Annotated in this window: 26 protein-coding genes and 4 tRNA genes; 13 read left to right on the forward strand and 17 right to left on the reverse strand. The window is 64.1% G+C overall.

Annotated elements, in window-relative coordinates:
• Positions 1-117: 117 nt before the first annotated feature.
• The 7 genes from HV681_RS19310 to rnr form a co-directional block, all read right to left on the reverse strand.
• Complete coding sequence (locus HV681_RS19310; protein WP_175124581.1) at positions 118-930, reverse strand: energy transducer TonB; 813 nt, start codon at positions 928-930, stop codon at positions 118-120.
• Positions 931-1,256: 326 nt separating this feature from the next.
• A tRNA-Val gene (locus HV681_RS19315) sits at positions 1,257-1,332 on the reverse strand.
• Between the two features lie 145 nt (positions 1,333-1,477).
• Entirely contained in the window at positions 1,478-1,750 is a 273-nt protein-coding gene (locus HV681_RS19320) for an HU family DNA-binding protein (protein WP_003812968.1), read from the reverse strand.
• A gap of 355 nt (positions 1,751-2,105) precedes the next feature.
• Positions 2,106-2,786, reverse strand: a complete 681-nt coding sequence (locus HV681_RS19325) for a Fe2+-dependent dioxygenase (protein WP_175124582.1) — start codon at positions 2,784-2,786, stop codon at positions 2,106-2,108.
• A 58-nt stretch (positions 2,787-2,844) separates the two neighbouring features.
• Complete coding sequence (locus HV681_RS19330; RefSeq protein WP_175124727.1) at positions 2,845-4,089, reverse strand: cystathionine gamma-synthase family protein; 1,245 nt, start codon at positions 4,087-4,089, stop codon at positions 2,845-2,847.
• A gap of 45 nt (positions 4,090-4,134) precedes the next feature.
• On the reverse strand, positions 4,135-4,872 hold the full coding sequence (gene rlmB / locus HV681_RS19335) for a 23S rRNA (guanosine(2251)-2'-O)-methyltransferase RlmB (protein ID WP_175124583.1): 738 nt from the start codon (positions 4,870-4,872) through the stop codon (positions 4,135-4,137).
• Between the two features lie 137 nt (positions 4,873-5,009).
• On the reverse strand, positions 5,010-7,475 hold the full coding sequence (gene rnr / locus HV681_RS19340; protein ID WP_175124584.1) for a ribonuclease R: 2,466 nt from the start codon (positions 7,473-7,475) through the stop codon (positions 5,010-5,012).
• Positions 7,476-7,706: 231 nt separating this feature from the next.
• Between rnr and HV681_RS19345 the strand changes: the two genes are divergently transcribed.
• Positions 7,707-7,791: transfer RNA gene (locus tag HV681_RS19345), tRNA-Leu, on the forward strand.
• Between the two features lie 164 nt (positions 7,792-7,955).
• Here the strand turns inward: HV681_RS19345 and HV681_RS19350 are convergent.
• On the reverse strand, positions 7,956-8,567 hold the full coding sequence (locus HV681_RS19350; protein ID WP_175124585.1) for a tRNA-uridine aminocarboxypropyltransferase: 612 nt from the start codon (positions 8,565-8,567) through the stop codon (positions 7,956-7,958).
• A gap of 161 nt (positions 8,568-8,728) precedes the next feature.
• Between HV681_RS19350 and HV681_RS19355 the strand changes: the two genes are divergently transcribed.
• A tRNA-Leu gene (locus HV681_RS19355) sits at positions 8,729-8,813 on the forward strand.
• 217 nt (positions 8,814-9,030) lie between these two features.
• Here HV681_RS19355 and HV681_RS19360 read toward each other — a convergent pair.
• A complete protein-coding gene (locus HV681_RS19360) occupies positions 9,031-9,474 on the reverse strand; it encodes a GNAT family N-acetyltransferase (RefSeq protein WP_175124586.1) in 444 nt (147 codons plus the stop codon).
• Between the two features lie 119 nt (positions 9,475-9,593).
• Between HV681_RS19360 and HV681_RS19365 the strand changes: the two genes are divergently transcribed.
• The 4 genes from HV681_RS19365 to HV681_RS19380 all read left to right on the forward strand — a co-directional run bounded on the left by HV681_RS19365 (position 9,594) and on the right by HV681_RS19380 (position 14,715).
• A complete protein-coding gene (locus HV681_RS19365) occupies positions 9,594-10,496 on the forward strand; it encodes a DMT family transporter (RefSeq protein ID WP_175124587.1) in 903 nt (300 codons plus the stop codon).
• A gap of 33 nt (positions 10,497-10,529) precedes the next feature.
• Positions 10,530-11,474 (forward strand): AEC family transporter, encoded by a 945-nt coding sequence (locus tag HV681_RS19370; RefSeq protein WP_175124588.1) that lies wholly within the window; start codon positions 10,530-10,532, stop codon positions 11,472-11,474.
• A gap of 149 nt (positions 11,475-11,623) precedes the next feature.
• Positions 11,624-12,847 (forward strand): YeeE/YedE family protein, encoded by a 1,224-nt coding sequence (locus tag HV681_RS19375; protein WP_175124589.1) that lies wholly within the window; start codon positions 11,624-11,626, stop codon positions 12,845-12,847.
• Positions 12,848-13,047: 200 nt separating this feature from the next.
• On the forward strand, positions 13,048-14,715 hold the full coding sequence (locus HV681_RS19380; RefSeq protein ID WP_175124590.1) for an FMN-binding glutamate synthase family protein: 1,668 nt from the start codon (positions 13,048-13,050) through the stop codon (positions 14,713-14,715).
• A 58-nt stretch (positions 14,716-14,773) separates the two neighbouring features.
• On the opposite strand, the gene HV681_RS19385 is transcribed toward HV681_RS19380, so the two are convergent.
• Entirely contained in the window at positions 14,774-16,264 is a 1,491-nt protein-coding gene (locus tag HV681_RS19385) for a phospholipase D-like domain-containing protein (RefSeq protein WP_175124591.1), read from the reverse strand.
• 9 nt (positions 16,265-16,273) lie between these two features.
• Positions 16,274-16,609, reverse strand: a complete 336-nt coding sequence (locus HV681_RS19390) for an ElaB/YgaM/YqjD family protein (RefSeq protein ID WP_175124592.1) — start codon at positions 16,607-16,609, stop codon at positions 16,274-16,276.
• 370 nt (positions 16,610-16,979) lie between these two features.
• On the opposite strand from HV681_RS19390, the gene egtD reads away from it, so the two are divergent.
• From egtD to HV681_RS19415, 5 genes are all read left to right on the forward strand, one after another.
• Positions 16,980-17,957, forward strand: a complete 978-nt coding sequence (gene egtD / locus HV681_RS19395) for an L-histidine N(alpha)-methyltransferase (protein WP_175124593.1) — start codon at positions 16,980-16,982, stop codon at positions 17,955-17,957.
• 36 nt (positions 17,958-17,993) lie between these two features.
• Positions 17,994-19,310: an ergothioneine biosynthesis protein EgtB gene (gene egtB, locus HV681_RS19400; RefSeq protein WP_175124594.1), complete on the forward strand. Its 1,317-nt coding sequence runs from the start codon at positions 17,994-17,996 to the stop codon at positions 19,308-19,310.
• A 155-nt stretch (positions 19,311-19,465) separates the two neighbouring features.
• Positions 19,466-19,542 (forward strand) — tRNA-Met (locus HV681_RS19405).
• Between the two features lie 244 nt (positions 19,543-19,786).
• The gene (locus HV681_RS19410; protein ID WP_175124595.1) at positions 19,787-20,080 is read left to right on the forward strand and encodes a type II toxin-antitoxin system RelE/ParE family toxin; all 294 of its coding nucleotides are present in this window, start codon (positions 19,787-19,789) and stop codon (positions 20,078-20,080) included.
• A gap of 89 nt (positions 20,081-20,169) precedes the next feature.
• Entirely contained in the window at positions 20,170-20,514 is a 345-nt protein-coding gene (locus tag HV681_RS19415) for an addiction module antidote protein (RefSeq protein WP_175124596.1), read from the forward strand.
• A gap of 168 nt (positions 20,515-20,682) precedes the next feature.
• On the opposite strand, the gene HV681_RS19420 is transcribed toward HV681_RS19415, so the two are convergent.
• The 3 genes from HV681_RS19420 to HV681_RS19430 all read right to left on the reverse strand — a co-directional run bounded on the left by HV681_RS19420 (position 20,683) and on the right by HV681_RS19430 (position 22,464).
• Positions 20,683-21,606 carry a hypothetical protein gene (locus HV681_RS19420; RefSeq protein WP_175124597.1) on the reverse strand — a complete coding sequence of 308 codons (924 nt, stop codon included), beginning with the start codon at positions 21,604-21,606 and terminating at the stop codon, positions 20,683-20,685.
• A 200-nt stretch (positions 21,607-21,806) separates the two neighbouring features.
• Positions 21,807-21,998: a hypothetical protein gene (locus HV681_RS19425; protein WP_175124598.1), complete on the reverse strand. Its 192-nt coding sequence runs from the start codon at positions 21,996-21,998 to the stop codon at positions 21,807-21,809.
• 106 nt (positions 21,999-22,104) lie between these two features.
• Entirely contained in the window at positions 22,105-22,464 is a 360-nt protein-coding gene (locus HV681_RS19430; RefSeq protein WP_254595023.1) for a hypothetical protein, read from the reverse strand.
• Positions 22,465-22,615: 151 nt separating this feature from the next.
• Here HV681_RS19430 and HV681_RS19435 point away from each other — a divergent pair, with 151 nt between their 5' ends.
• A complete protein-coding gene (locus HV681_RS19435; RefSeq protein WP_175124599.1) occupies positions 22,616-22,807 on the forward strand; it encodes a hypothetical protein in 192 nt (63 codons plus the stop codon).
• Positions 22,808-22,834: 27 nt separating this feature from the next.
• On the opposite strand, the gene yddG is transcribed toward HV681_RS19435, so the two are convergent.
• Complete coding sequence (gene yddG, locus HV681_RS19440) at positions 22,835-23,743, reverse strand: aromatic amino acid DMT transporter YddG (RefSeq protein WP_175124600.1); 909 nt, start codon at positions 23,741-23,743, stop codon at positions 22,835-22,837.
• 96 nt (positions 23,744-23,839) lie between these two features.
• On the opposite strand from yddG, the gene HV681_RS19445 reads away from it, so the two are divergent.
• On the forward strand, positions 23,840-24,079 hold the full coding sequence (locus HV681_RS19445) for a 6-phosphofructokinase (protein WP_175124601.1): 240 nt from the start codon (positions 23,840-23,842) through the stop codon (positions 24,077-24,079).
• Between the two features lie 22 nt (positions 24,080-24,101).
• On the opposite strand, the gene HV681_RS19450 is transcribed toward HV681_RS19445, so the two are convergent.
• Together HV681_RS19450 and HV681_RS19455 are read right to left on the reverse strand one after the other, a co-directional pair.
• On the reverse strand, positions 24,102-25,676 hold the full coding sequence (locus tag HV681_RS19450; RefSeq protein WP_175124602.1) for a sensor domain-containing diguanylate cyclase: 1,575 nt from the start codon (positions 25,674-25,676) through the stop codon (positions 24,102-24,104).
• Between the two features lie 160 nt (positions 25,677-25,836).
• Entirely contained in the window at positions 25,837-26,058 is a 222-nt protein-coding gene (locus tag HV681_RS19455) for a hypothetical protein (protein WP_175124603.1), read from the reverse strand.
• Positions 26,059-26,113: the final 55 nt, after the last annotated feature.

The following is a 26,113-nucleotide window of genomic DNA, read 5'->3' on the forward strand; positions in this document are numbered from 1 at the left end:
GCTTGCTGGGCTGCGGGTGCGGCCGCGGCGGCCGCGGGCGCGGCGCCTGCAGCCGGCGCTGCCGGGCTGGTGGTCGCCTGCGCCACCAGAGTGGCGCTATGCAGTGCGTTGGACATCTCAGTTCCTCATTACGAAATCGAACGGAATTTTTGCTTTGGCGGGATAAGCCACGCCATTACGGGTATACGGCTTGAAGCGGCCTTTGCGGGCGGCTGCCAGCGCCGATTCGTCCAGGCGCGGAAAGCCCGACGAAGCATCGATGGTTGCCCGCTCGACCAAGCCCTGAGTATTGATTTCCACCAGCACCACGACCCGGCCCTCTTCCCGCATGCGGCGCGACGCCATCGGATAGTTGGGCATCGGACGCGCACCCTGGAACTCGATGCTCGAGACCAGCACGGGCTGATCGGGAGGTGGTCCCTGCGTCGGGCCCTGCGGCGCCTGCGTGCCTTCCGGCGCACCACTGGGCGGCGTCGGCTGCGGCGGCGTTTCAGGCTTGGGCTCGGGTTTGACTTCCTGCTTGGGCTTTGGCTTGGGTTTGGGCTTGGGTTTGGGCGGAGGCGGCTTGGGCGCCGGCATCGGCGGCTTTTCCACCACCGGTTCGGGCTCGGGTTCCGGCTCCGGCTCGGGCTTCAACTCGGGTTCGGGCTCGGGTTCGGGCTCGATCTCGGGTTCAGGCTCGGGCGGCGTCTCGGTCACCGGCTGCGGCACTTCAGGAGTGGGTTCGGCTTTGGCGATCTGGGGGATGGGGGCATCCACCACGCTCACCATGATTGCCTCGGGTTCCTCCAATTCAGGACGACTTTCCGGCGCCATGAAGATGGCGCCGATCACCGCTGCATGAAGCGCGACGACCGCCAGGCCAGCGCCTGCGCGTATACCAAAAGAAGACCGCGAAGAAGAATTCCAACCGGGTTGAAGACTAGGCATGAATCAGCCAGGGTGCATTGACTTTTCCGGCCAGCCAGAGAAATGACGCGCACAAAACGGCGACGCCGGCTGACCGGTACAAGCCCGACATAGTATCTTAAATGCGAATGATTCGCACGTTGTATTTCGAATGGAACAGCGTAACACCGCTGACGGAGATCAAAGCGGAATCAATAAACGCTTACGAAAAAAGGCGGACGCTCGCGCGTAGCGGCACTGAAAACGCCCACCGGAAAAACAAAAAACCCGCCACGTCGCCGTGTGCGGGTTAGATGCGAATCCGGAACGAGGCGCGGTGTGCCTTCCCAACCGGGATCGTGTGCTTCTGGTGGGTGCTACAGGGGTCGAACCTGTGACCTACGCCGTGTAAAGGCGCCGCTCTACCAACTGAGCTAAGCACCCATTTCAGTGCAATTGCCCGGCGCGATTAGCACGCGGGAATTACCAATTTGGGGTACTCAAAAGCAATACGCGGGCCGGAGTATACCGGACCGCGTACTTGTGGGCAAATCGCAGCGCCAGGCGCCTTGCGATCCGCTGCCGTCAATCAGTTGACGGCGTCCTTCAGGGCCTTGCCCGGACGGAACTTCGGCACCTTGGCCTTCTTGATCTTGATGGTTTCGCCGGTGCGCGGGTTACGGCCAGTGCGCGCGGCGCGAGCCGACACGGCAAACGTGCCGAAACCGACCAGCGTGACCGTACCGCCCTTCTTCAGCGTGGTCTTCACGGCACCGATCAGGGCGTCGAGCGAACGGCCGGCAGCAGCCTTGGAGATATCGGCCTTGCTGGCGATGTGATCGATGAGTTCGGTTTTGTTCATGCAGGTGTACCCCTCACAAGGTGTGGAGTCTGCCGGGGGGGCGGAGTTCATGGCCGTCAGGATGGATGCCACAAATGGACGCGAGACCAGGCAAACGACGAACAGACAGTGGATAAACTTTTTTCTTGCGCTGCAAAGCACAACTTTTAAACTGCTGCGCCGCTTAGGATTTGCTGGCTTTTTGCCTGCAAACCGTCAGCGACGCAGAGGTGTATTAGGCCTTGGCGTAGAGCGGCTGTCAAGAGAAAACCTGACCGCAACCCGCGTCAATACTAGCTTTTAGCCGTTTTCGCAATAAACAAAAACGCGAATTTCGGGGTTTGCACGACACCCCAAATAAACACTTTAAGCTTCATCAAACGTCGGCCCAGCGACGCAGCAGATTGTGATAAATGCCGGTGAGCTGCACGATCGACGCATGCCCCGCCACATCCTGGTTCAAGCGCTGGATAGCCACGTCCATATCCAGCAGCAATGCGCGCTGGCTGTCTTCGCGCACCAGGCTTTGCATCCAGAAGAACGAACTGACGCGCGCGCCGCGCGTCACGGGGTTGACCTTGTGCAGGCTGGTGCCCGGATACAGCACCATATGCCCTGCCGGCAGCTTCACGGCGCGCGGACCATAGGTGTCGTCGATAACGAGCTCGCCGCCGTCGTAGCTATCGGGATCCGAGAAGAACAGCGTCGCGGACAGGTCGGTGCGCACGCGCTCCGGTGAACCCGCGATGCCGCGCACGGCGTTGTCGACGTGATAGCCGAAGGCCTCGCCGCCTTCGTAGCGATTAAACAGCGGCGGGAAGATCTTGCGCGGCAACGCAGCCGACACGAAGAGATTGTTGCCCGACAGGCGCTGCAGGATCAGCGTGCCGAGCTCTTGCGCCAGGGGATGCTGTTCGGGCAATTGCCGGTTGTGCTTGACCTGCCCCGATTGATGGCCGGCGGTGACCTTGCCGTCTACCCAGTCTGCGGCATCCAGCCGCTGGCGGATGTCGGCCGCCTCTTGCGGCGTGAAGACTTCTGCGATCTGTATAAGCATGGGTTCCTACCCCGATTGCGTTGTCGGCGCAGCCCTGGCGGGAGCCGCGCCTGCCGCATTATCCCTTCAGGCAACCATTGAGCGCCTGATCGAAATCAAACAGCAAATCGGCTTCGTCTTCGATGCCCACCGACACGCGAATCAGGCTGTCCGCAATGCCCATCTGCTGACGGCGCTCCGCGCCCATCTCGTAATAGATGGTGTGGGCGGCCGGCAGCGCCAGACTGCGCGTATCACCCAGGTGCGTCGCCATCAGCACGACACGCAGCCGATTCAGGAAGTCGAAGCAATCGACGCCATCTGCCAGCTCGACGCCCAGCAGGCCGCCGAACCGCGAGCCGAAGAGCGCCGCGGCGCGCGCGTGTTGCGGATGGCTTGCAAGGCCCGGGTAATGCACCTTCGCCACGCCCGGGTGCTCTTCCAGAAAGCGCGCCAGCGCCAGCGCATTGGCGCAGTGCTTGGCCATGCGCAGCGCCAGCGTCTCGGCGCCCACCGCAATGCGGTGCGCCGGCTCGGCGGCCAGCGTGCCGCCCATGTCGCGCAGACCCTTTTTCTTGATCTGCGTAAGGCCCCAACCGGTCGACGCCCCCTTGCGATAGGCCTCGTAGATATTCTCGTTGCCGGCCCAGTCATACAGGCCCGTGTCGGTCACCGCGCCACCCAGCGCGTTGCCATGACCGCCGATGTACTTGGACAGCGAGTTCATCACCAGCGATGCGCCCACGGAAGCAGGCCGGAACATCCACGGCGAGGTCAGCGTGTTGTCCACCACATAGACCAGCCCCTTTTCGCGGCAGATCTCGCCGATCACGGCCAGGTCGGCCACCTGCGTGCCCGGGTTGGCAATGGTCTCGGTAAAGACCATGCGCGTATTGGGCTGGATGGCGGCGCGCACCTGCGACGAATCCGTCGCGTCGACAAAGGTGATCTCCACGCCCAGTTCCTGCAGCGTGCCGAACAGGCTGTTGGTGTTGCCGAACACGAACTGGCTGGACACCAGGTGGTCGCCCCGGCGCAGCAGCGTGGTGAAGATGGCGGCCAGCGCAGCCATGCCGGTCGAGAAACTGACCGTGCCCTTGCCGCCTTCCATCTGGCTGATCTTGGCTTCCAGCGCGGTCGTGGTCGGCGTGCCCTGGCGCGCATAAGTGAAGCCCGCCTTGCCCTGGAACACGGCAGCCAGCTCGCGCGCGTCGTCGTAGGCAAACTCGGACGACGGATGCATCGGCTTGTGCACCGCTCCGTGCTCGACGGATTGATTGCGGTCGGAATGGAGGATCGTAGTGGTAAAGCCGTTCTGGTGCATGATGGGCAGACGCAAGAAAGAAGGGTATCTACAGGATTAGACGGATCACGATTGGCGCTGGCGCACGGTCTCGTACAGGCAGACGGCGCTGGCGACGCTGACGTTCAGGCTTTCCACGGAACCCAGCATCGGGATGTTGACGAGCTGGTCGCAGGTTTCACGCGTGAGGCGGCGCATGCCCTCGCCTTCGGCGCCCATGACCCAGGCCATCGGCTGGCGCGCGTCGATCTTGTGCATGCTGTCAGTGGCCTGATCGTCCGTGCCGACGAGCCACACGCCGCGATCCTTCAGGCTGCGCATGGTGCGCGCCAGGTTGGTCACCATCAAATACGGAACCGTATCCGCCGCGCCGCACGCCACGCGCTGCACGGTGGCGTTCAATCCAACGGCGCGATCACGCGGCGCGATCACCGCGTGCACGCCCGCCGCGTCGGCGGTACGCAGGCACGCGCCCAGATTGTGGGGGTCGGTCACGCCATCAAGAATCAGCAGCAGCGGCGGCCCTTCGATCACGTCGAGCACTTCGTCGACATCCACCGCCAACTGGCGCTCGTCGGCCAGCGCCACGACGCCCTGGTGACGGGTGCCGCGCGACAGGCCGTCCAGGCGCTCCATGGGAACCGGATGCAGACGGCAGCCAGCCCGCTCGGCCTGCTCGATGAATGTCTGCATGCGCTTGTCGCGGCGCGAGGCCTCGACGTAGATTTCCTTGATCGACTCGGGCGCGTGGCGCAGCCGCGCGACAACCGCGTGAAACCCGGCCAGGACTTGGGTCGACGCCATAAAACAATACCTTTAGATAAACGAATACCCGCCCCAGAGGGGGCGGGCCACCGGACAGGACCGGCAATAACCGCAATGTTACCCCTTACAGCCACACCGCCGAACGACGGCATGGCCATAAGGATCCCCGCCGCCGCTCAGTGGCGCTTGCGGGTGGCCTTCTTGGCGGGCGCGGCCCGCTGAGTGGCCTTGGGCGGCTTGCTGGCCTTTTTGGCCGCGGCGCGCCGTTCCTTGGCAGTCTGCCCCTTCAGGCCCGCGGGCTTGGGGGACGCGGCCTTCTTGACGCGGCGCATGGGCTCATCGGGCCCGCGCGCCGCCGCCTTGCGCAGCGCGTCGAAACTCGTGCCCTGCACCAGCCGGAACTCGATGCGGCGCGCTTCCAGGTCCACGCGGGACACCTGCACCTGCACCTTGTCCGTCAGGCGGTAGCGCATGCCGGTGCGTTCGCCGCGCAGTTCGTGCAAGGCGTCGTTGAACTGGAAGTACTCGCCGCCCAGCTCCGAGACGTGCACCAGGCCCTCGACGTGCAGCGTGTCCAGGGTGACGAAGATGCCGAAGCTTGCCACGCCGGTGACTGTGCCGCTGAAGTCTTCGCCCACGCGCTCCTTGACGAACCAGCACTTGAGCCAGGCCTCGACATCGCGCGAGGCCTCGTCGGCGCGGCGCTCGCTGGCCGATAGCACCAGACCCATCTTTTCCCAGATGGCGTGTTCGTGTTCGCGCTGCGTGCGGCCGATGACGACGGCGTGGTCGTCCAGACTGGGCACATACCGCTGCCCCGCCAGCAGCGCCTTGATCACGCGGTGCGTGAGCAGGTCGGGATACCGGCGGATCGGCGAGGTGAAGTGGCTGTAGCCCGGATAGGACAGGCCGAAGTGACCCATGTTGTCGGGGCTGTACACCGCCTGCTGCATCGAGCGCAGGCACATGGTCTGCAGCAACTGGTAGTCGGGGCGCCCGCGCACGGAATCCAGGAAATCGCCGTAGTCTTTGGCGGTGGGCGTGTCGCCCCCGCCCAGCGACAGGCCCATCGTGCGCAGGAATTCGCGCAGCGATTGCAGGCGTTCCGGCGTGGGGCCTTCGTGGATGCGGTACAGGCCGGGATGCTTGCTGCGCGTCATGAAGTCCGCCGCGCAGGTGTTGGCGGCCAACATGCACTCTTCGATGAGCTTGTGCGCGTCGTTGCGCACGGACGGCACGATCTGTTCGATGCGGCCCAGCTCGTTGCAGACGATCTTGGTTTCGACAGTATCGAAATCAATGGCGCCGCGCTTCTTGCGGCCTTGCGACAGCAGTTGGAAAAGCTCGTACAGATGCTGGACCTGCGGCATCACGCTGCGCATCGCATGCGCGGCCGGCCCGCCCGGCTGCTGCAGGGCCGCCCAGATGTTCGTGTAGGTGGTGCGGGCGTGCGAGTGCATGACCGCGTTGTAGAACTGGTACGCCGTGACCGTGCCGGCCTTGGCGCCGCTGGCCGGAATGACCATGTCGCACACCAGCACCAGGCGGTCGACGTCCGGATTCAGCGAACACAGGCCGTTGGAAAGCGACTCGGGCAGCATCGGAATGACCCGGCGCGGGAAATACACGCTGGTGCCGCGTTCGATCGCATCGTCGTCCAGCGCATCGCCCGGACGGACGTAATGGCTGACGTCGGCAATGGCCACCAACAGGCGCCACCCCGGACGCTTGCGCTGGCCCGTGCCCAGCTCCACCGGCTCGCAATACACCGCGTCGTCGAAATCGCGGGCGTCTTCGCCGTCGATGGTGATAAGCGGCACGTCGCGCAGATCGACCCGGTCTTTCAGGTCGGATTTGCGGACCGTGTCGGGCAGGCGCGCGGCCTGCTTCAAGGCGCCATCAGTGAAGTCGACCGGCACATCGAACTTGCGCACTGCAATTTCGATTTCCATGCCGGGATCGTCGATCTCGCCCAGCACCTCGGCCACGCGGCCCAGCGGCTGCGTATGGCGCGTGGGCTGCGCCATGATTTCCACCGCGACCACCTGCCCGTGCTGGGCGCCATTGGTGTCGCTGGGCGGAATCAGGATGTCGTGCTTGATGCGCTGATCTTCGGGCACGACGATGGACAGACCATGTTCGTGCAGAAAGCGCCCCACCAGCTTGTTGGTGCGGCGCTCGATGACTTCGACGATGGTGCCTTCCGGCTTGCCCCGGTATTCGCCGCCCGGCTTGACCAGCACGCGGTCGCCATGCAGCACCTTGAGCATTTCGCGAGGGGACAGGAACAGATCCGGACCGCCGTCGTCGCGCAGCAGGAAACCGAAGCCGTCGCGATGACCCAGCACCTTGCCCGCCACGAAGTCGAGCTTGGTCGCCAGCAGCAGCACCCCCTTGCGGTTGGGCAGCAACTGCCCGTCGCGCTCCATGGCGCCCAGGCGGCGTTCAAACCCCACCAACGTCGCCTCGCGCTCGACGCCCATACGCTCAGCCAGCTCTGCCGGAGACAACGGCGAACCCGCGGCGCGCAGCGCTGTCAGGATGGCTTCACGGGACGGAACATCAGGGTCGAAGTCCGGCGGCGCTTCGGGCAAGGGTGTTGATCTGTTCTTATTGGATTCGTTATTCGATCGTTTTGCCAAAGCTAAATTTTCCGTATATAATGCGCAGCTTCTGTGGTTCGCCCAAGGCTGAACACTGAAGCAGAAATGGTCAGAACGGTTTAGGAAACCGGGTTTGAAAAAACCGATTGTAAAACCAACTGCATTCAGACGCATGGATTAGTTCAAAGCTGGCTGATTAGGTCAACGCTTAAAACCAACCCAAGTGACTGGAACGCAGCGTAGCACATAGTTCTGACAGTATCTTTCAGTGCCCAGGTGGCGGAATTGGTAGACGCGCACGGTTCAGGTCCGTGTGCCGCAAGGTGTGGAGGTTCGAGTCCTCTCCTGGGCACCACGGAATTCTAATCAAGGCAGTTTGCGACTGGCTTGGTGAAATAAGGCTAAAAGGCCCCGGAAATCGAAAGGTTTCCGGGGCTTTTGCTTTTGTGTTTTCTTTCTGTGATCGCTTGCCGGAATCTGCGCACGCCAGATATCAGCGCCGCACCGCCCTCGCTTCGGTTATCGCCAGGGCACCTTGCGATTCAAATGATGACGCGCATAAAGATCGGCGCCCATGCCGTCGATCTGCCCATCGATCAATGCCTCGAACGGCGCAAGCAGCGCGTCAAAGTTGCGCGGCGCCTCGATGGCGTTCAGTGCGTGCGTCACCGCTTCGATGGTGGACAGCGCGCCTGCCACGTCGGCGTGGCGCACCCGATAGCGTGTCGTCAACCCCGGCGGCAGCATCACGCGAGGCAGCGCGGCAAGCGCCGGATTGATGTGCAGCAGCTTGCGCGCATGCCCCCATGTGCCGTCCGGCACGATCAGCCGGACGGGCATGCCCAGGTCCTGGCCATAACCCGGCGTCAGCACCTCGGCGCCCTCTCCGGGAAACAGCAGGCGCGGCGCATGATCCGGCACTGCCCAATCAGACTCCGAAAAGTACTCGCCCACCACACGGCGCGCCCCCGCCAGTCCCAGCACCGCAAGACGCGCCGTGTTCAACGCGTGGCGCGCTTCGCTGGGATGCTGCAGCACCACCACGCGGGTACGGCAAGACAACGATGGAATCAACGCGCAAAGGCAATGCGACAGCGGGCGCAGGCAGCGCGTACAGAGGGCTCGAGACATGGGCGACACTATATCGAAAGCGGCCTGTTCGCGGCCCGCCCAAAAAAAAGTGAAAAAAAAGCAGCACGACTTGCACACATCAAAAAAAGTGTGCATAATCTCGTTCCTCTGCTGCTGAACACGAAACGAAGCGAAAGCGACGCAACATGTGAAGCAACAGCGCCCAGGTGGCGGAATTGGTAGACGCGCACGGTTCAGGTCCGTGTGCCGCAAGGTGTGGAGGTTCGAGTCCTCTCCTGGGCACCAATTACTACATCACGAGGTACCTGTCGTGATGCGCCAAAAGAAAAACCCCGAATGCGAAAGCGTTCGGGGTTTTTGCTTTGTGCGCGCGTTTTTGTTTTGCGTGCGCGGTTCTTTGGCACGGTTCTTTGGCGCGGTTCGTTGTTTCGCAGGCGCGGCCTTTCGCTGTTCGCGGACTACACCGCAGCCCATCGGCTGCGGTGCATGACCGGACAGCGCCCTACTTCAACGTGCGCGTCATCACCACGTGCGGAATGCCCGCCTCGACAAATTCCTCGCCTTCGGCCTTGAAGCCATGCGCCTCGTAAAAGCCTGCAGCATGCGTCTGCGCATGCAGCACCAGCATGCGATGGCCGTCGCCGTGGCCCTGGCCGATCAGCGCATCAAGCAACTGTCCGCCCACGCCCATGCCGCGCGCCCGCTTGTGAACCGCCATTCGGCCGATGTGACCGTCGGGCAAGAGACGCCCCGTGCCCATCGGCGTGCCATCGGGCCCGTAAGCAACGGCATGCACGGACACGGCATCGTCGTCGTCCATCTCGATTTCCGGCGGTACGTTCTGCTCGACCACGAACACCGCATGGCGCACCGAATATGCATCGTCGCGCAAACGATCCCAGGTCCCCAGCGCGATACGCACCGTTGTTTGTCTATTGGCCGACATGTCCTTCCCCCTACGTTGCAGCAAATGAATAACTGAATCCTACGCCGCATTTTGGCAGGGATGAAGAACGCGCGAAAAGGGGTACGATCGCGGCTTGCCCTTGCCGCCCCTGGTCCGCCATGACGCCTGCCGCACCCCCTGCCTGGTTGAAAGCCGCACCCGCGCTCTTTCTCGTGCTGTGGTCCAGCGGCTTCGTCGTATTGAAGGTGGGCCTGGCCTACGCCGATCCGCTCACGTTTCTGGCGCTGCGCTACGCCTGTGTGCTGCTGATCCTGACCCCCCTGCTGCTCGCCCTTCGCCCGCCGCTCCCCACCCGCGCCAGCGCATGGGGCCATCTGGCCATGGTCGGTTTGCTGTTGCAGGCCGGCTACTTCTGCTTCACCTACCTGTCGCTCAAGCAGGGCATGTCGGCGGGCGGGGTGGCCCTCATCACTTCACTTCAACCCATATTGATCGGACTGCTGGCGCCGGCCCTCGCGCATGAACGCGTCGACGCGCGGCGCTGGGCCGGATTGGCGCTGGGCGTGACGGGCGCCGCGCTGGTGATCGTGGCCAAGGCCTCGATCGATGTGCTGGCGCCATTGGGACTCACTTTCGCGGTCGGGGCCTTGCTGTGCCTGACCGGCGGCACGCTCTACGAAAAGCGCTTCGGCGCCCAGATCCATCCGGTCGCGTCCAACTTTGTCCAGTACGGCGTCGGACTTGCCGTGTCCGCGCCGCTGGCATTTTGGCTGGAACCGATGCACATCGACTGGACGGGCCCGTTGCTGGGTTCGCTGGCGTATCTGGTGGTCGGCAATTCGCTCGTCGCCATTACCTTGCTGCTGGCCATGATCCGCCACGGCGAAGCATCGCGCGTGTCCGCGCTGTTTTTCCTGGTGCCGCCCTGCACGGCGATCATCGCGCTGCTGATCCTGCGCGAACCCATCCCGCCGCTGGCCTGGCCCGGCATGGCGCTGGCCGCGCTGGGCATCCTGCTGGTCACGCGCAAAACCGGTAAGACCGGCGACGGCGGCAAGTAGAATGAGCGCCTTTCCGCCTTCGCGCCCTCGCCCATGAACGCCGTCGTCACCGCCGCCCTGCCGGTCTTTGCGTTGATATTGACCGGGTGGCTGGCCGCCCGCTGGCGCATCCTGGGCACCAACGCGACCGACGCACTGAACCGCTACGTGGTGTACCTGTCCTTGCCCGCGCTGCTGTTCCGCGCCATGACGCAGGTGGATCTGGCGCACATGGCCCACTGGGGATTCGTTGGCGCATTCGCGGGCGGCGTCGCCATCACGTTCCTGGTGTCATTCGTGCCGCGCAAGCGCGGACCGCAGTCGCTGACCGACCGCAGCATCGAAGGCCTGGCGGCGTCCTACGCCAACGCCGGCTACATGGGCATTCCGCTATGCCTTGCGCTGCTGGGCGCCGACAGCCTGGCACCCGCCACGTTCACCACCTTGCTGACCGCCAGTGTGCTCTTCGGCTTTGCCATCGCGCTGATCGAGTTCGACCGCCAGCAGACACCCAATCTACCCGCGACGCTGCTCAAGGTGGGTCGCGCGCTGGTACGCAACCCGCTGCTCGCCGCCCCGGTTGTGGGTCTTGGCTGGGCCGCCACCGGCGTGGCGTTGCCCGAAGGCGTCGACCGCTATGTGGCCTTGCTGGGCGCATCGGCCAGTCCGTGTGCGCTGGTAACCATCGGCCTTTTTCTCGCGCAGACCGAAACCGCCAGTTCCGGTCCCGGCGTGTTGCGCCTGGTGCTGGGCAAGCTGCTGCTGCAGCCGGCCGCGACGGCGGTGCTGGCCTTCTACGTGTTCTCGATGCCGCCGCTGTGGGCCTGGACTGCGGTTCTGATGAGCGCGTTGCCCATCGGCACCGGCCCCTTCATGCTGGCCAAGATGTATGGGCGCGATGCCCGCGTCACGTCGCGCGCCATTCTCGTCAGCACCGTGGCGTCGGTGCTGACGGTCAGTCTGCTTGTGGCGTGGATCAGCGCGCATCCCGTCTCGTGAACGCGCGAGCACTTTATATAACCTGCAGTTATCGTTAAAGCACAATTCCTTCGTTTGAGAAATTTAACGACAGGACTAGACTGACGGCTATTCCCACGGGTGCGACTACGCACCCGTTTGCATTTACGTCTTGATCCTCGGGATTGCCCATGAGCGCCAACGCTTCCTCCCTGCCCCTGTCCCCGGCCCTGCCGCCCATCCAGATCAACCGCAAGCCGCTGTGGATCGCGCTGCTGCTGGTGCTGGCCGGCGCGCTGTATCTCAACCAGACCGTCAGCTGGCGCCAAGGCGCGCTGTGGGTGATCGGCGCGCTGCTCGGCGTCACGCTGTACCACGCCTCGTTTGGCTTCACGCAAGCCTGGCGCGTGTTCGTATCGGACCGCCGCGGCGCGGGCCTGCGCGCGCAGATGCTGATGCTGGCCGCGGGCGTGCTGCTGTTCTTCCCCTTCCTGGCCGCCGGCACGCTGTTCGGCCAGCCGGTCAACGGCTTCGTGTCGCCCCCGGGCGTGTCGGTCGTGCTGGGCGCATTCCTGTTCGGCATCGGCATGCAATTGGGCGGCGGCTGCGCGTCGGGCACCCTCTTCGCGGTAGGCGGTGGCAACACCCGCATGGTGGTCACGCTGCTGTTCTTCATCGTGGGTTCGGTCATCGCCACAGCCAACTTCGGCTGGTGGTCCAGCCTGCCCGCACTGGCGCCCACCTCGCTCATCAAGACCTGGGGCCTGGCGCCCGCCATCCTCGCCAACCTGGCCGTCTTTGCCCTGATCGCATGGATCGCCACCGTGCTGGAAAAGCGCCGCCACGGCCACGTCATTTCCTTTGCATCGCGCACCGCTCGCCCGGCCTCGTTGCTGCAGGGCCCGTGGCCGCTCATCTGGGGCGGCGTGGCGCTGGTCGTGCTGAACTTCGCGACGCTGGCGCTGGCCGGTCGCCCGTGGGGCATCACGTCGGCATTCGCGTTGTGGGGCGCCAAGGCGCTGGATGCGGTGGGCGGCGACGTCGCCACCTGGGCCTATTGGGCCAAGCAGCCGTCCCTGGCCGCGCCGCTGCGCCAGGACGTCACGACCGTCATGGACATCGGCCTCATGCTGGGCGCACTGGCCGCCGCCAGCGCGGCGGGCAAGTTCGCGCCCGTCTGGAAGGTGCCGGCGCGTTCGCTCGCCGGTGCGGTAATCGGCGGCCTGCTGCTCGGCTACGGTGCGCGCCTGGCCTTCGGCTGCAACATCGGCGCCTACTTCAGCGGCATCCTGTCGGGCAGCCTGCATGCCTGGCTGTGGCTGCCTGCCGCCTTCGCCGGCAGCGCGCTGGGCGTGCGCCTGCGTCCGCTGTTCGGCCTGGCCGTCGAGAAGACGCCCTCGGCGTCCAGTTGCTGAGAAACTGTGTTCCAACAATGGCCTCCTGATGCAGGAGGCCATTTTTTTTGGCTCGCCGTAACGCCAGCAACCATGCGGGTTTCGGCGCGCCGCATGGCTGCGCGAGACCCGCGGCACCACGCGCATGTGGGGCGCGCCATTCATCCGCCAGACGGCCGCGCTGGTGTATGGTGGCTCCATTCCGAAATACGGAGATGCACATGAACTGGATAGCCGGCCGCTTCACGGCCTTTTTCCTGACATTGGCCGGCGCGGTGATCACCGCCGTCCTGGCCGCCACCGCATCCTTGTGGTGGCTTGCCGCAGCAGTGCCGCTGGCGCTGCTGGGCGCATTGGGCGTGTACGACCTGATCCAGCCGCGCCACGCCATTCGCCGCAACTATCCGGTGCTGGGCAACCTGCGCTTTCTGTTCGAATTCATCCGCCCCGAGATCCGCCAGTATTTCCTGGAAGACGACACGCAGGCCTCGCCGTTCTCGCGCGCGCAACGCTCCATCGTGTATCAGCGCGCCAAGCGCGAGATCGACAAGCGCCCCTTCGGCACCCAGGAAGACGTCTACGGCGACCGCTACGAATGGATCAACCATTCCATGTCGCCCTCACACATCAACGACACCGACTTTCGCGTGACCGTCGGCGGGCCTGATTGCACGCAGCCTTATTCCATGTCGGTGTTCAACGTATCGGCCATGAGCTTTGGCGCGCTGTCGGCCAACGCGGTGCTGGCCCTGAACGAAGGCGCACGGCAAGGCGACTTCGCGCACGACACGGGCGAAGGCGGCATCAGCCGCTACCATCGCCAGCCCGGCGGCAGCCTGGTGTGGAACATCGGTTCGGGCTACTTCGGGTGCCGCGACGAGCACGGCGCGTTCTCGGAAGAAGCCTTCGTGCGCAACGCCTGTACGCCGCAGGTCAAGATGATCGAGATCAAGCTGTCGCAAGGCGCCAAGCCCGGCCACGGCGGCATCCTGCCGGCGGGCAAGGTGACGATCGAGATCGCCGAAGCGCGCGGCGTGGCGCCCTGGCAGGACTGCAACTCGCCGGCCAGCCATTCCGCGTTCGACAGCCCCATCGGCCTCATGAAGTTCGTGGCGCGCCTGCGCGAGCTTTCGGGCGGCAAACCGGTCGGCTTCAAGTTCTGCGTGGGGCATCCGTGGGAATGGTTCGCCATCGTCAAGGCCATGCTGGAAACCGGCATCACGCCCGATTTCATCGTGGTGGACGGCGCGGAAGGCGGCACGGGCGCGGCGCCCGTCGAATTCGTGGATCACGTCGGCACGCCGCTGCGCGAGGCGCTGCGCCTGGTGCACAACACGCTGATCGGCGTGAACCTGCGCGACCGCATCAAACTCGGCGCGTCGGGCAAGATCATCACCGCCTTCGACATGGCGCGCGTGATGGCGATGGGCGCGGACTGGTGCAACGCCGCGCGCGGCTTCATGTTCGCCATCGGCTGCATCCAGGCCCAGGCCTGCCACACCGGCAAGTGCCCCACCGGCGTCACCACGCAGGACCCGTTGCGGCAACGCGCGCTGGTTGTGCCGGACAAGGCGCAGCGCGTGGCGAACTTCCACAAGAACACGCTGCACGCGCTTGCCGAACTGCTGGCCGCGGCAGGCCTGACCCACCCCAGCCAACTGCGTCCTCACCATATCGCGCGCCGCATCTCGCCCAGCGAGATTCGCCTTCTGTCCGCGCTGTTTCCGGAACTGGCGCCCGGCGAACTGCTGCGCGGTGAATTCCGGCATCAGGTCTTTCGCGCAGGCTGGGCGATGGCGCAGGCGCAGTCGTTCCAGCCCACGCACGACATCACCACCGCGCTCGCGCGCGAGCACGCCGCCCAGGCCGCCGCAGCCGGCAATTCCTGAGCGGCGCGGCGGGCGGGCCTGTCGCAGCACATCGCGCCAAGCCCGCCTGCCGCGTTCGCTACAGCCAGCGCTCGAACATGCGCGAGAACGACTCCATGAAGCGGTCGTCCAGGCCGCGCTCCTTCCAGGCCTCGGGCGTGATCTGCACGGCATCGGCCACATCGCGCTGGAACAGCGCTTCCATCTCGGCCGCGAACTCGGGGCCCAGCACCACCGCGTTGATCTCATAGTTCAGCGCAAAGCTGCGCCAATCCATGTTGCTGGAACCGACGGTCGACCAGACGCCGTCGACCACCGCCGTCTTCGCGTGCAGCAGCGCGTCACGCCGTTCGTAGATCTTCACGCCGGCACGCAGCAGATCGGTGTAGTGAGACCGCCCCGCGTGGAACACCAGCGACGAGTCGCTGAATCCCGGCAGCACCAGCACCACGTCCACGCCCCGCCGCGCCGCCGACTGCAACACCTCGATGAACGCAGGGTCCGGCACGAAGTACGCCATCGTGATGTGGATGGATTTCTGCGCACTTTCGAACGCGGACATCAGCGTCAGATAGACCGTATAGCCGTCGCTGCGATCGGGCTGGTTGGCCAGGATGCGGACCGTGGTGTTGCCGACGGGCGGCGCGACCTGCGAATCGCCGCCCTTGATGGGCTCCTTCGCCTGCGACGCCCAACCCGTCTGCAACACCTGCTCCAGTTCGGCGACCGCCGGGCCTTCGATGCGCAGATGCGTGTCGCGCCAGGGCGCGGAATCGGCGTCTTCCGGCGGGTCGCCCGCCTTATCGCCGGAGCCGCCCCCCGAGCCGCCGCCCGAGCCCGAGCCGCCCCCGCCGGAGAACGACGACGACTCGTACACGCTGCTGACGTTGATGCCGCCCAGGTAGCCCACCTTGCCGTCAACGACCAGCACCTTGCGGTGATTGCGCTGGTTCGGCGACCAGCCAGCCCGGGCGTTGACCGGATTGACGGGATTGAAGACGGCCACCTGAACGCCCGCATCGCGCATCCGCTGGAACAACGCATCGGGCGTCTTGATCGTCCCGACCGCGTCCACCATCAATGAGACCTCGGCGCCCCGGTTGCGCGCCGCGATCAACGCCTCGGCAAAGCGCTGGCCTTCGGCGTCGTCGTCGAAGATGTAGGTTTCCATGTGGACGTAGCGGCGCGCCTGGCCAATGGACTGCAGCATCGCCTTGTACGTGCTGGGGCCGTCGGCCAGCAGACGCACGCGGTTGCCTTTGACCAGCGGCGCGCCGCTGACCGCCTGTTCAACTGCCAGGTGCCTGGCAAGGAAGTCGTCCTTCGGTGTTTGAGGGTCCGCAGCAATGCCTTGCCCGCGACGGTAACTGTCCTGCGCGGCATCCGCGGACAGGCCCGCCTGCGAGGCGCGCGCGTGCCGTTCCTGCGCGTCGGGGACGCTGGCGCAGGCGGCGAGCACGGACGCGACGCACGCAAACAGCACGGCGCGCGCCCACCGGCGCGCGTCGACCGTCAGTTTGTGCAAGGTATTGTGCGGCCCACCCCGGCTCTCGGCCGGTAATGGGCTCATGATGCGCCTCTAGCGTCGATTGCCTGCCACGAAAATGCAGCCGAGCACGGCGCCCACCAGCGCCGCCACGCCGACCGACTTCCACGCATTCTCATGCACGTACTCGTCCGCGTAAGCGGTGGCCCGGCGGGCCCGTTCGCGCGCGACGACTTCCCAGCCGCCCGCGGATTCACGCGCATCGGCGAGTTGGCGCTTCAGGCGTGCACGCGCCGATTCGATTTCGGAGCCCGTATACGACGCAGTCGAACGCAAGAGGTCTTCCGTTCCGGCGAGCAGCTCGTGGAAGCTGTCATTCACGCGTTCACGATGCAAAGCCATTTCAGCGCGCTGGTGCTTTCGATTCATGGTAGCTCCTTGTTTTTTTTGGACCGTACCCGCGACACCACCATTGCCTGATGCAACGCAGCATCGCCAGGACTGCGGGACACATCGTTCCGCATGGCCGAAGCCCCATTGTCCATAGCAACGGCCATAACTGCCCGAGCTTTCGCAACCAGCCGTAAACCGATATTTCAGCGGCGCGAAACTTGCTGATGGCGCTGTCTGGCCCGTGCCCAAGGTGAGGCAAACACCTTGTCGCTTCCGGCCAAACGCGTTTTCGATTTCGTAAAAGTCCATTGCATTCAGAGGCTTGGCGCTTGACACCCGAACCCCCTCGGCCGCCACAATAGGTCTTCGCAATGCGCTTCAACCGCCCCAAAAAGGAACTGAACGCATGGTTTCCCCTTCCGCACTCCTTGCCGCCGTTTCTCCTGAATTCGTCGCGCAAGAACCGCAGCACCAAAGCGCCGAGCAGATCGAATTGCACGACGGGTTGTTGGACAGCCCGGCCCACATCGACCCCAAGTTTCTGTACGACGCCCTCGGCTCGTCGCTTTTTACGGCCATCACGCAGCTGCCCGAGTACTACCCGACGCGCTGCGAGGACGAAATCTTCCGACGCCATGGCGCGGATATCGCCCGCCACGTCGGTCCGGTGCAGGCCATGATCGATCTGGGCGCCGGCGACTGCGTCAAGGCCGAGCGGCTGTTTTCAAGCCTTCGTCCCAGCCACTATGTGCCGGTCGACATTTCTGCCGACTATCTGCAGGCGGCTGTCCGCCGGCTGAAGCTGTCCTATCCCGACATGCGGATCACGGCCGTGGGGCAGGATTTCTCGCATGAACTTGCGTTGCCGGCCGACATCCCAACGCAGCAACGTCTCTTCTTTTATCCCGGCTCCAGCATCGGCAACCTGGGTCCCGACAGCGCGTACGCCATGCTGCGGAGGATTCGCGAAGCGTGTCCCGGCGGCGGGCTGCTGATCGGCGTTGACCGCGTCAAGCCCAGAAGCGTGCTTGAACCCGCGTACGACGACGCGCTGCATCTGACGGCCGCGTTCAACCTGAATCTACTGCGCCACGTGAACGCGGTGCTGGGCAGCGACTTCAATGTCGACGACTGGCGCCATGTGGCCATCTTCAACAGCGAACGCTCGCGGGTCGAGATGCACCTGGAAGCGCAGCGCGCATTACGCGTGACCTGGCCCGGCGGCCATCGCGACTTCAAGCGCGGCGAGCGCATCCATACGGAGAACTCGTACAAGTTCACGCCACAGGCCTTCAGCGACCTGCTCCATCGCGCAGGCTTTGGCAATGTCGAACACTGGTCGGATGCCCGAGACTGGTTTTCTGTTTTCAGCGCCCGCGCCTGACGCGGGACCACCCACGACGCCCCCCGGAGGATCGCCATGGACCCCGCATGCCTGCTGACCCATCCCGCCATCGCGCCCTACGCGAGCGGACAGGCTGGACAGCACGACCGCTACGACGCCGTGCGCTCGACCACGACCGCGCTGGCCGCGCCACTGAGCCCCGAAGACTGCCAGGTGCAATCCATGCCGGACTGCAGCCCCGTCAAATGGCATCTGGCCCACACCACCTGGTTCTTCGAGACGTTCCTGCTGGCGCGCTTCGACACATCGACGCCGCCCTTCCATCCGCAATACCGGATGCTGTTCAATTCCTACTACAACGCTGTCGGCGCAAAACATCCGCGCCCGCAGCGCGGCCTCCTGTCGCGCCCGCCGCTCGCTGAGGTGCTGCGGTACCGCCAATACGTCGACGAAGCGATGCACGCGCTGATTTCGCGACTGGGCGGCAACGATGCCGACTTCGACGCCCTGCTCGAACTTGGCCTGAACCACGAGCAGCAGCACCAGGAATTGATCCTCACCGATCTCAAGCACATGCTGTCGGCCAATCCGCTCAAACCCGCCTACGTGGCGCCCGGCCAACCCGCACAGCCGCCCGCCACGGACGCCGGCTGGACCCGCTACGAGGGCGGCATCACGCGCATCGGCCACGACGGACGCGGCTTTGCGTTCGACAACGAAGGTCCGGCTCACGACGTCCTGCTGGCGCCCTTCTCTCTTTCTGATCGTCTCGTGACCCAGCGTGAATTCCTGGACTTCATCAACGACGGCGGCTACGACCGGCCCGAACTGTGGCTGTCCATGGGTTGGGACATGGTGTGCGCGCAAGGCTGGCGCGCCCCGCTGTATTGGGAAAGCGACGACGATGGCTGGCGCGTCTTCACATTGCGCGGCATGCAGGCGCTGGAACTGGAGGCGCCCGTCACACACGTCAGCTATTTCGAAGCCGACGCCTATGCGCGATGGGCGGGCGCACGCCTGCCGCGAGAAGCCGAATGGGAACACGCCGCCCGGCAGATGTCCGAAGACACCTACTCGGCCCGCGCCAACCTGCTTGAAAACGGTCACCTCGACACACGCCCCGCCCCCGAACGCAACGGCCAGCGCGGTCCGGTGCAACTGTTCGGCGACGCGTGGGAATGGACGTCGAGCGGCTACGACGCCTACCCCGGCTTCAAGCCCAGCGCTGGCGCGGTCGGCGAGTACAACGGCAAATTCATGTGCAACCAGTACGTGCTGCGGGGCGGTTCCTGCGCCACGCCGCGCGATCACATCCGGCCTAGCTACCGTAACTTCTTTCCGCCCGAGGCGCGGTGGCAGTTCTCGGGGATCCGGCTGGCTCGGGATGATTGAGGGGATTTGCGCCGCTGGCGAGCCGTTTGGATCACCGGATTGGCCGGATCTGAAAAAATTGGCGCCGGTTCGCTTGCACTGCCAAAAAACTTCGTGCTAGAATTTCGTTCTTCGTTGAGCAGCAATTGCAACGCAAACTGTTCAGCAAAAGGGATGGCGCATTAGCTCAGCCGGTTAGAGCGACGGAATCATAATCCGCAGGTCCCCTGTTCGAATCAGGGATGCGCCACCAAAGAATTCAAAAGGCCCGCACATTGTGCGGGCCTTTTTCGTTAGGGCGTTCAACAGTGCGCGCAGCTGCTTGGGTTCACTATCCATCACGCATACCATCCCAATGGCAAGGATCAGCACCCCACGCCACCGAACACCTCGCACGTATCCTATAGGATACAAAAATTTGACTTTTCGTATCCGCTCGGATACATTACATCGTCCGCGACCAACCAGTGGGGGGGTGAAGATGTTAGGCGCCAGAGATGAAAGACCTGGAAAGCACCGAAGACTATGACGAGTTCGAAGCAGATTTAAAAGATCTGCGGGCTCGCGCAAAAATCCAGGCACGAATTCAACGGCTGCGTGCCGGCAATCCGGGTGACCACCGAAATCTCGAGAAAGGCGTATCGGAACTTCGGATTGATATCGGCCCGGGATACAGGGTCTATTACACGCAGCGGCAGGACGGGACGCTTGTGATCCTCCTCGCAGGAGGCAACAAGTCCACGCAACAAGCTGACATTGCAAGAGCTTACCGATTGGCTACAAGCCTTTGATCTCTTGCCTTTGAGCGACGATGCGGCGTGATTGCACTAGTGGCAATCACGCCTTGGAAATCAGGCTCCATACGCATAGGAGCAGAAACATGGCAAAGCTTCAAACAAAAAAATACGACATCGCTGAGCGGCTCCGTACCGCCGAAGAGATGGCGCTTTATCTGGACGCTTGCATCGAGGAGAGTGATGGAGACGCGGCGTTCATTGCAAAGGCGCTCGGCGATATCGCCCGTGCGCAAGGGATGACGAAGATCGCAAAGGACACGGGCATGTCGCGCGAGAGCTTGTATAAGGCGCTATCTGGTGAGCGGTCCCCCGATTTCGCGACGATTCTCAAGGTCATGGGAGCGTTGGGAATTTCTTTGCGCGCAGCCGCCGCTAATCGGCCGAATGTTGACGCCGCCGCTTTTGGCAACATCGCCTGCTCACGATGAACTTTTCGTCGAAGCGCGCCTCTTCCGAAGCGTCATTTCAAGCTTGTCACGGCAACGGACTCATAATCCGTTGATGACAAGCTGAACCGAAAGTACCGAACGTTAAGAACAAAATGGCCCGCACACCGTGCGGGCCATTTTCATTCGGACAATACAGGCCTCAGCCCATCAAGTCCGATACACCGTATCGCGCCGGCGGCCGCCCCACGTCGCCGCCAAGCTCGCCACGAACGCGCCGATCAGCATCGACGCAAAGCCCCACAACGCGAATGCCGCAGCGGCCTTGCGCGCCGCGTCGGCGGCTTCCTTGGCCTTTACCTTGGCTTCTTCCGCGGTCTTCTTGGCGTTCTGGATCGCCTCGTCGACGCGGCGTTGCGCCACGGCGGGCTCAACACCGGCCTGCGCGGCCACGACCTTCACCACGTAATCGCGATCAGCGGGCGTCATCTCGCCACGGGTGATGCTCATGGCAACGATGCGGCCCACTTCGGCACGTGCCGCTTCCGGGTCAGTGTTGGCCTCGGGACGTTCCGAACGCATCAGGGTGTCGGTGAGATAGTCGGTGGCGCGTTCCATGCCACCGTTGCTGCCTGCACCCGCCGCGCCGGCCGTCGCGGCCGCAGTTGCCGCGGTGCCGGCAGTGGCTGCCACCGATGCGCCGGCCTTGGCCACGCCCGATGCCATGGACGCCAGGGCCGACCCCAACAGCGCGGCGCTGACCACGGCGCTCAGCGCCCAGACCAGAAAGCCATGCGCGGTGTCGCGGAAGTAGACCTCATCCGAGTGCACGTCGACCCACTTGGTGCGCAGGCGTCCAGCGACATAGCCGCCAATGCCGTACGAGAGGATCTGAGTGAGCAGCATCCAGACAATGATGCCAATACCGATGGTCGGGGCCGACACGCCCTCGTCGCCCCACGGCGATACGGACAGGAAGCCCAGGCCGGTGCCACCGGCAAACAATGCGAGCGAGAGCGCGGCGGCAATCACCGCGCCGGCGAAGACCGCCGCCCACGACACGGCCGAAATGGCGGACTCACGTGGAGGCACGCCATCGGCATAGGGTTGGCTCAATGAAGACGTATTTTGCATGATCGATCCTTGTCCAGAGTCTTACGCAACCGCGCGGACGCGGGTGCCAAAGCGGAAATGACGAACCGGCCTTCAGTGCCAGAACAGCGCCAGCAGAATGATGATGGGAATGGGCACGCCAAGCAGCCACAACAGGATGGAGCGCATGGAAACCTCCTTGCTTCGATAAATGGATATGGGTGAAGTGACGCCGGCCGCAATCAGGCCAGGTCGATGGTGCCCGGAGCACGGGGGTCCGGCGCGGGCGGCGTGGGGTCGATGACGTCGGGATTGTCGGTGGGACGACCCGGGTCCGGACGCGGATCGTCCGCAGGGGCGGTACCTGGAAGCGCCGGATCGTCCGGCGTGAGATCGTCGGGTTGACCGGGTTCTCGGTGCGGGATCTGGGACATGTTGCCTCTCCTCAAGCAGCGCAAGTCGCGCTTCGATTGAGCATCAGCAAATGGCGTGCCTGAGACCCTCGAGGCGTTCAACGCCTTCAGGAAAACGAATCAGCGATCAGTCTTTGCGCTTGCCGCCAACCACGGAAGCGGCACGTTCGGGCGTCTCGCCCGCAAGAAAAGCAACGACCGCGGCCTTGCCGGCGGCAGAGGCCTCATCCTGGCTGGTGTATCGCTTGTCCGAGTAATTGGTGCTGCGCACATTTCCAGATTCAGGATCAAGCAGCGTGATGATCCATGCGAATTCACCTGGCGCGAGCTGCCGGACCTGCAAGGTGGCGCGCGTGCCGGGACGTAGTTCTTGCGGCATCTGGCGGCCTCTTCCGTGTTTCGATGACGCCATCGTAGCGCAATCGCGGGGGCCCGCCACGGACGGACGCGGCGCGTGAAAAATGCTGCTCTTGCACACGATTTTCATGCTGCAGACTGCGCGGCTAATCCGCCACAAAGCGCCCTGCCTGCAAGGAAAACCCTAGGGTGCAGTCCTGCAATACAGGCGCACAATCGTCTCAAACATAAGACCGCAAAGCGGCGCCGAATCCCCTAAATCAGGCGAGGACGGAGACAACATGACTTACTTGGCAGTTTTCATGAGCTGTTTGATGGTTATGGGTATCGTCGCGTTGGTGATTCAAACGATACGAAGCGCGGGGCCCGAGCCCTGGCTGAAGATATCGGCGGCGATTGTCAGTTCCACCTTTGCATCGCTGATGCTGGTCCCGTTGGGGTTCGCCGTGGCCCTGACGATGCTCGTCGAGTAGTCTCCCCCACCGTAGACCAGGCCCGGACTATCCGTTGCGGGCCGGTCTGCCGCGGGTTGCCGCCCAACACAACAATGAACCGGCGGTGACCATCGCCACGCCCTGCCAGAACGACAGGGTGAGCGGCGTCGCCAACCAGAGCGCGGCAAAGAAGGTGGAAAAGACCGGCGTGAAGTACGACGCGGTGGCCAGCAAGGTCAGGTTGCCTCGCAGTATCCCCACGTTCCAGAATGCGTAGCCGCTGGCCATTGCGCCGCCGGCCACGCATAGCTCGATCGTGGCGGGCGCCGTGAACGCAAGCGCGGGTTCCGCGCTGATCGCATATTTGATCCACAGGACAGCAGCGGTCAGCACGAAAAACAGCGCGACGCCGTTCTTGCCGTCGGCAAAGCGTTTGGTCACGTTGCAATACACGGCCCAGATGATGGCGCCGCTGAACGCCAACCCATAACTGAGAGGATTGCTCGACACATTGGCAACGGTGCGTTCATACGACAGCCCGCCGGCTCCGCCAACGACCCACACGATGCCGCACACCGACAACAAGATGCCCGGCGCTACCCAGATGCTTGCCCGCTGGCCATTGATGAGCATGGCAAACACGACCGTCAGACACGGCCACAGATAGTTGACGATGCCCAACTCGATGGCTTGCCCCCGATCGGCCGCGAATCCCAGCGACAGCGACAGGCAGATCTCGTAAGCGACGAACAGCATGCTGCCCACGATGAGATAGGACCGGGGAAACGTGCGCAGCTTCGGGAAGCCCAGCAACAACACCAGGAAGATCGAACCGACCGTATAGATGAGCGCGGCGCCGCCGATCGGGCCAAAGCTTTCACTGACGCCACGAATCAGTCCGACGACCGTGCCCCATAGCAGGATCGCCAGCAAGCCGAGGGAAGTGGCCGCATTCCGGCCAGGATTCAATTGCATTACCGATTCCGATTGCGCGCCGGGCCTTTACGAGAACTGGGCTGGCCCGGCGCCAAGGCGGCAAGTTTAGCGAAAACCGAACGGAGAAATCGCGGCATGGCTATTTCGACACGCAGGATGAGCGACGTACTGGCAAGCACGGATTCAGGGCGGCTTTACCGCATTGAAGTGTTCTTGCGGGCGGAGGATGCGGGCGCCGGCATCCTGCCGCGAACCGGCGGGCGCTACATATTCAGAACGTCCGAAGGTGACGCCGTCATCGCGCTGGACGACAAGCGGTATCGTCTGGGATCCGGCGAGGTCCTGACTGCGCTGGCGCCGCGCCACGACACCTGACACGCCCGGCTCCGCGGCGGGATTACTGATCCAGCGCCACCCGCCGCTTGCCCAGACCCTTGGCCCGATACAACGCCACGTCCGCGCGCTCGAGTAACTGCAGCATGGTCGTGCCCGACTGCGGATACACGGCGATGCCGATGCTCGCCGACACCGCGACGCGCACGTTGGGATACGGCAGCGAAAGGCTCTCGACCAGCGCCTCGGCAACCAGCCGCGCGTTCTCCTGGTTGGCGCCCAGCAACAACACGGCAAATTCGTCACCGCCCAGGCGTGCCGCCACGTCGGAAACCCGGATGGCGCTTGCCATTCGGTCGGCGGCCTCTTTCAGCACCGTATCGCCCGCGGCATGGCCATGCATATCGTTGACAGCCTTGAAGCCGTCCAGGTCGATGGCCAGGATCGAGAACGCCTCACCGCTGCGCTGCGCGACCGCCAGCTCACGAAGCACGAGTTCGCCGAACAGCACCCGGTTGCACAGACCAGTCAGCGGATCGTAGTGCGCCAGATGCTGCGCGCGCGCCAGCATGCGCGACGCCTGCAGCATGGCGGCGCCCACTTCCTGGGCTTCCTTGATGCGTGTGGCAGGCAGTTCCACGGTACGGCCCTCGCCCAGCGCCAGCGCCGGCGCGACGAGCCCCTGCACGGCCGACGTCAGCCGGCTCGCCAGCCTGATCGCCAGCCACAGCCCCAGGCCGAACGCGAACAACGTGCCCATGCCGATCCACGCAATGGAACGATAAAGGTCCGTGGTCAGCAATTGCATCGGCGCGCCGGCGGCAACCGTCCAGCCCGACAGTGCCGACCGGCTGAACGCGGTGTAGACCGGCGTGCCTTCCTTGGTGATCGTTTCGAGCGACCCCTCGCCTTCCTGCTGCACGGCGCGGGCCAGCGCGGGCACCGCCTTCTGGCCAACGAATTTCGACGTGTCGCGGGTGCGGGCGACGATGGTTCCTGCGTCGTCCAGCACGGCAGCCACCCAGCCCTCGGGCAAGGCGCGGCGGCCCAACACATTGCCGATGCGTTCGGGCGACAGCCCCACATTCAGGCTGTAGACCACCTCCCCGCCTCGCACGACCGGCACGCCGAGCGCGATGGTGGGGTCGTTGGTCAGACCGCCGGTGAACAATCCCGTCAGCACGGGCATGCGCGATTGGAAGACGCGAAGCAGCTCATCCGGCGCGCCGGTGGACGGCAACGCCGTACCGTAGGGCACTTGCGTGTTGATGATCTGGCGCCCTTCCTTGTTGGTCAGGACGTAGCTGTCGACGATCTGGAACCGCACGGACTCGCGCGCACGGCGATGAAAACCGGCAAGGTCTCCTTCGACCAGGTCCGGCGATGACGCCAGCATCTGCAAGCCGGCTTCGACGCCCGTGAGCTCGCGATCGAGGATTGCCGTGAGATTGCGCGCCAGAAAGATGGTGTCGCGAAAGATGCGTTCCTTCTGGATGACGTAGCTTTCGTAGACCGCGACCGTCGCCACGATAAGCGCGGGGGTGATACAGGCAAAGACGAGGGCCAGCAGGCCCGTGCGCATGGAGTAGCGGCGCGCCTGGCGGCGGCGCACGCCCGCACGCGTTTCGCCGTCAGACATGGCGCGCCTCGCCACTCAGGTTCCGCACTGCGCGGACGTTCGACCTAAACAACACCCGTGGGCTCATGCGCCTCCCCGTACGCCCTCCCGGCACCCCCGCCAGGCCTGGATGGAAACTCAGAGATTATTGCAGAACGCGCCCGCTGCCGCCTTTTGCGGCCTACGTCTCTTCCAGATCCGGCGTGCCGGTAAATTGGCTCTTGAGCAGCGTCAGCGCGCCTTTTTCGGCCAGCGCCTCGTTGGGGAACACGTGCTTGGTGTCTTCCAGGATGGGAAAGCCGAAGACGCGTACGCGGGTGTGGTACCCGTCAGGCGTTTCGGCAAATTCGATGTCAAAGTTGCGTTCTTCGATCCAGCCCGACCGATGCAGTTTCCATTCCATATCCAACGCGCTCCTGTTTGGCGAAGTTGACACGAAAGGCCGGCCGCAATGACCG

It is taken from the genome of Achromobacter animicus, from assembly GCF_902859585.1.
Lineage (GTDB): Bacteria > Pseudomonadota > Gammaproteobacteria > Burkholderiales > Burkholderiaceae_B > Achromobacter > Achromobacter animicus.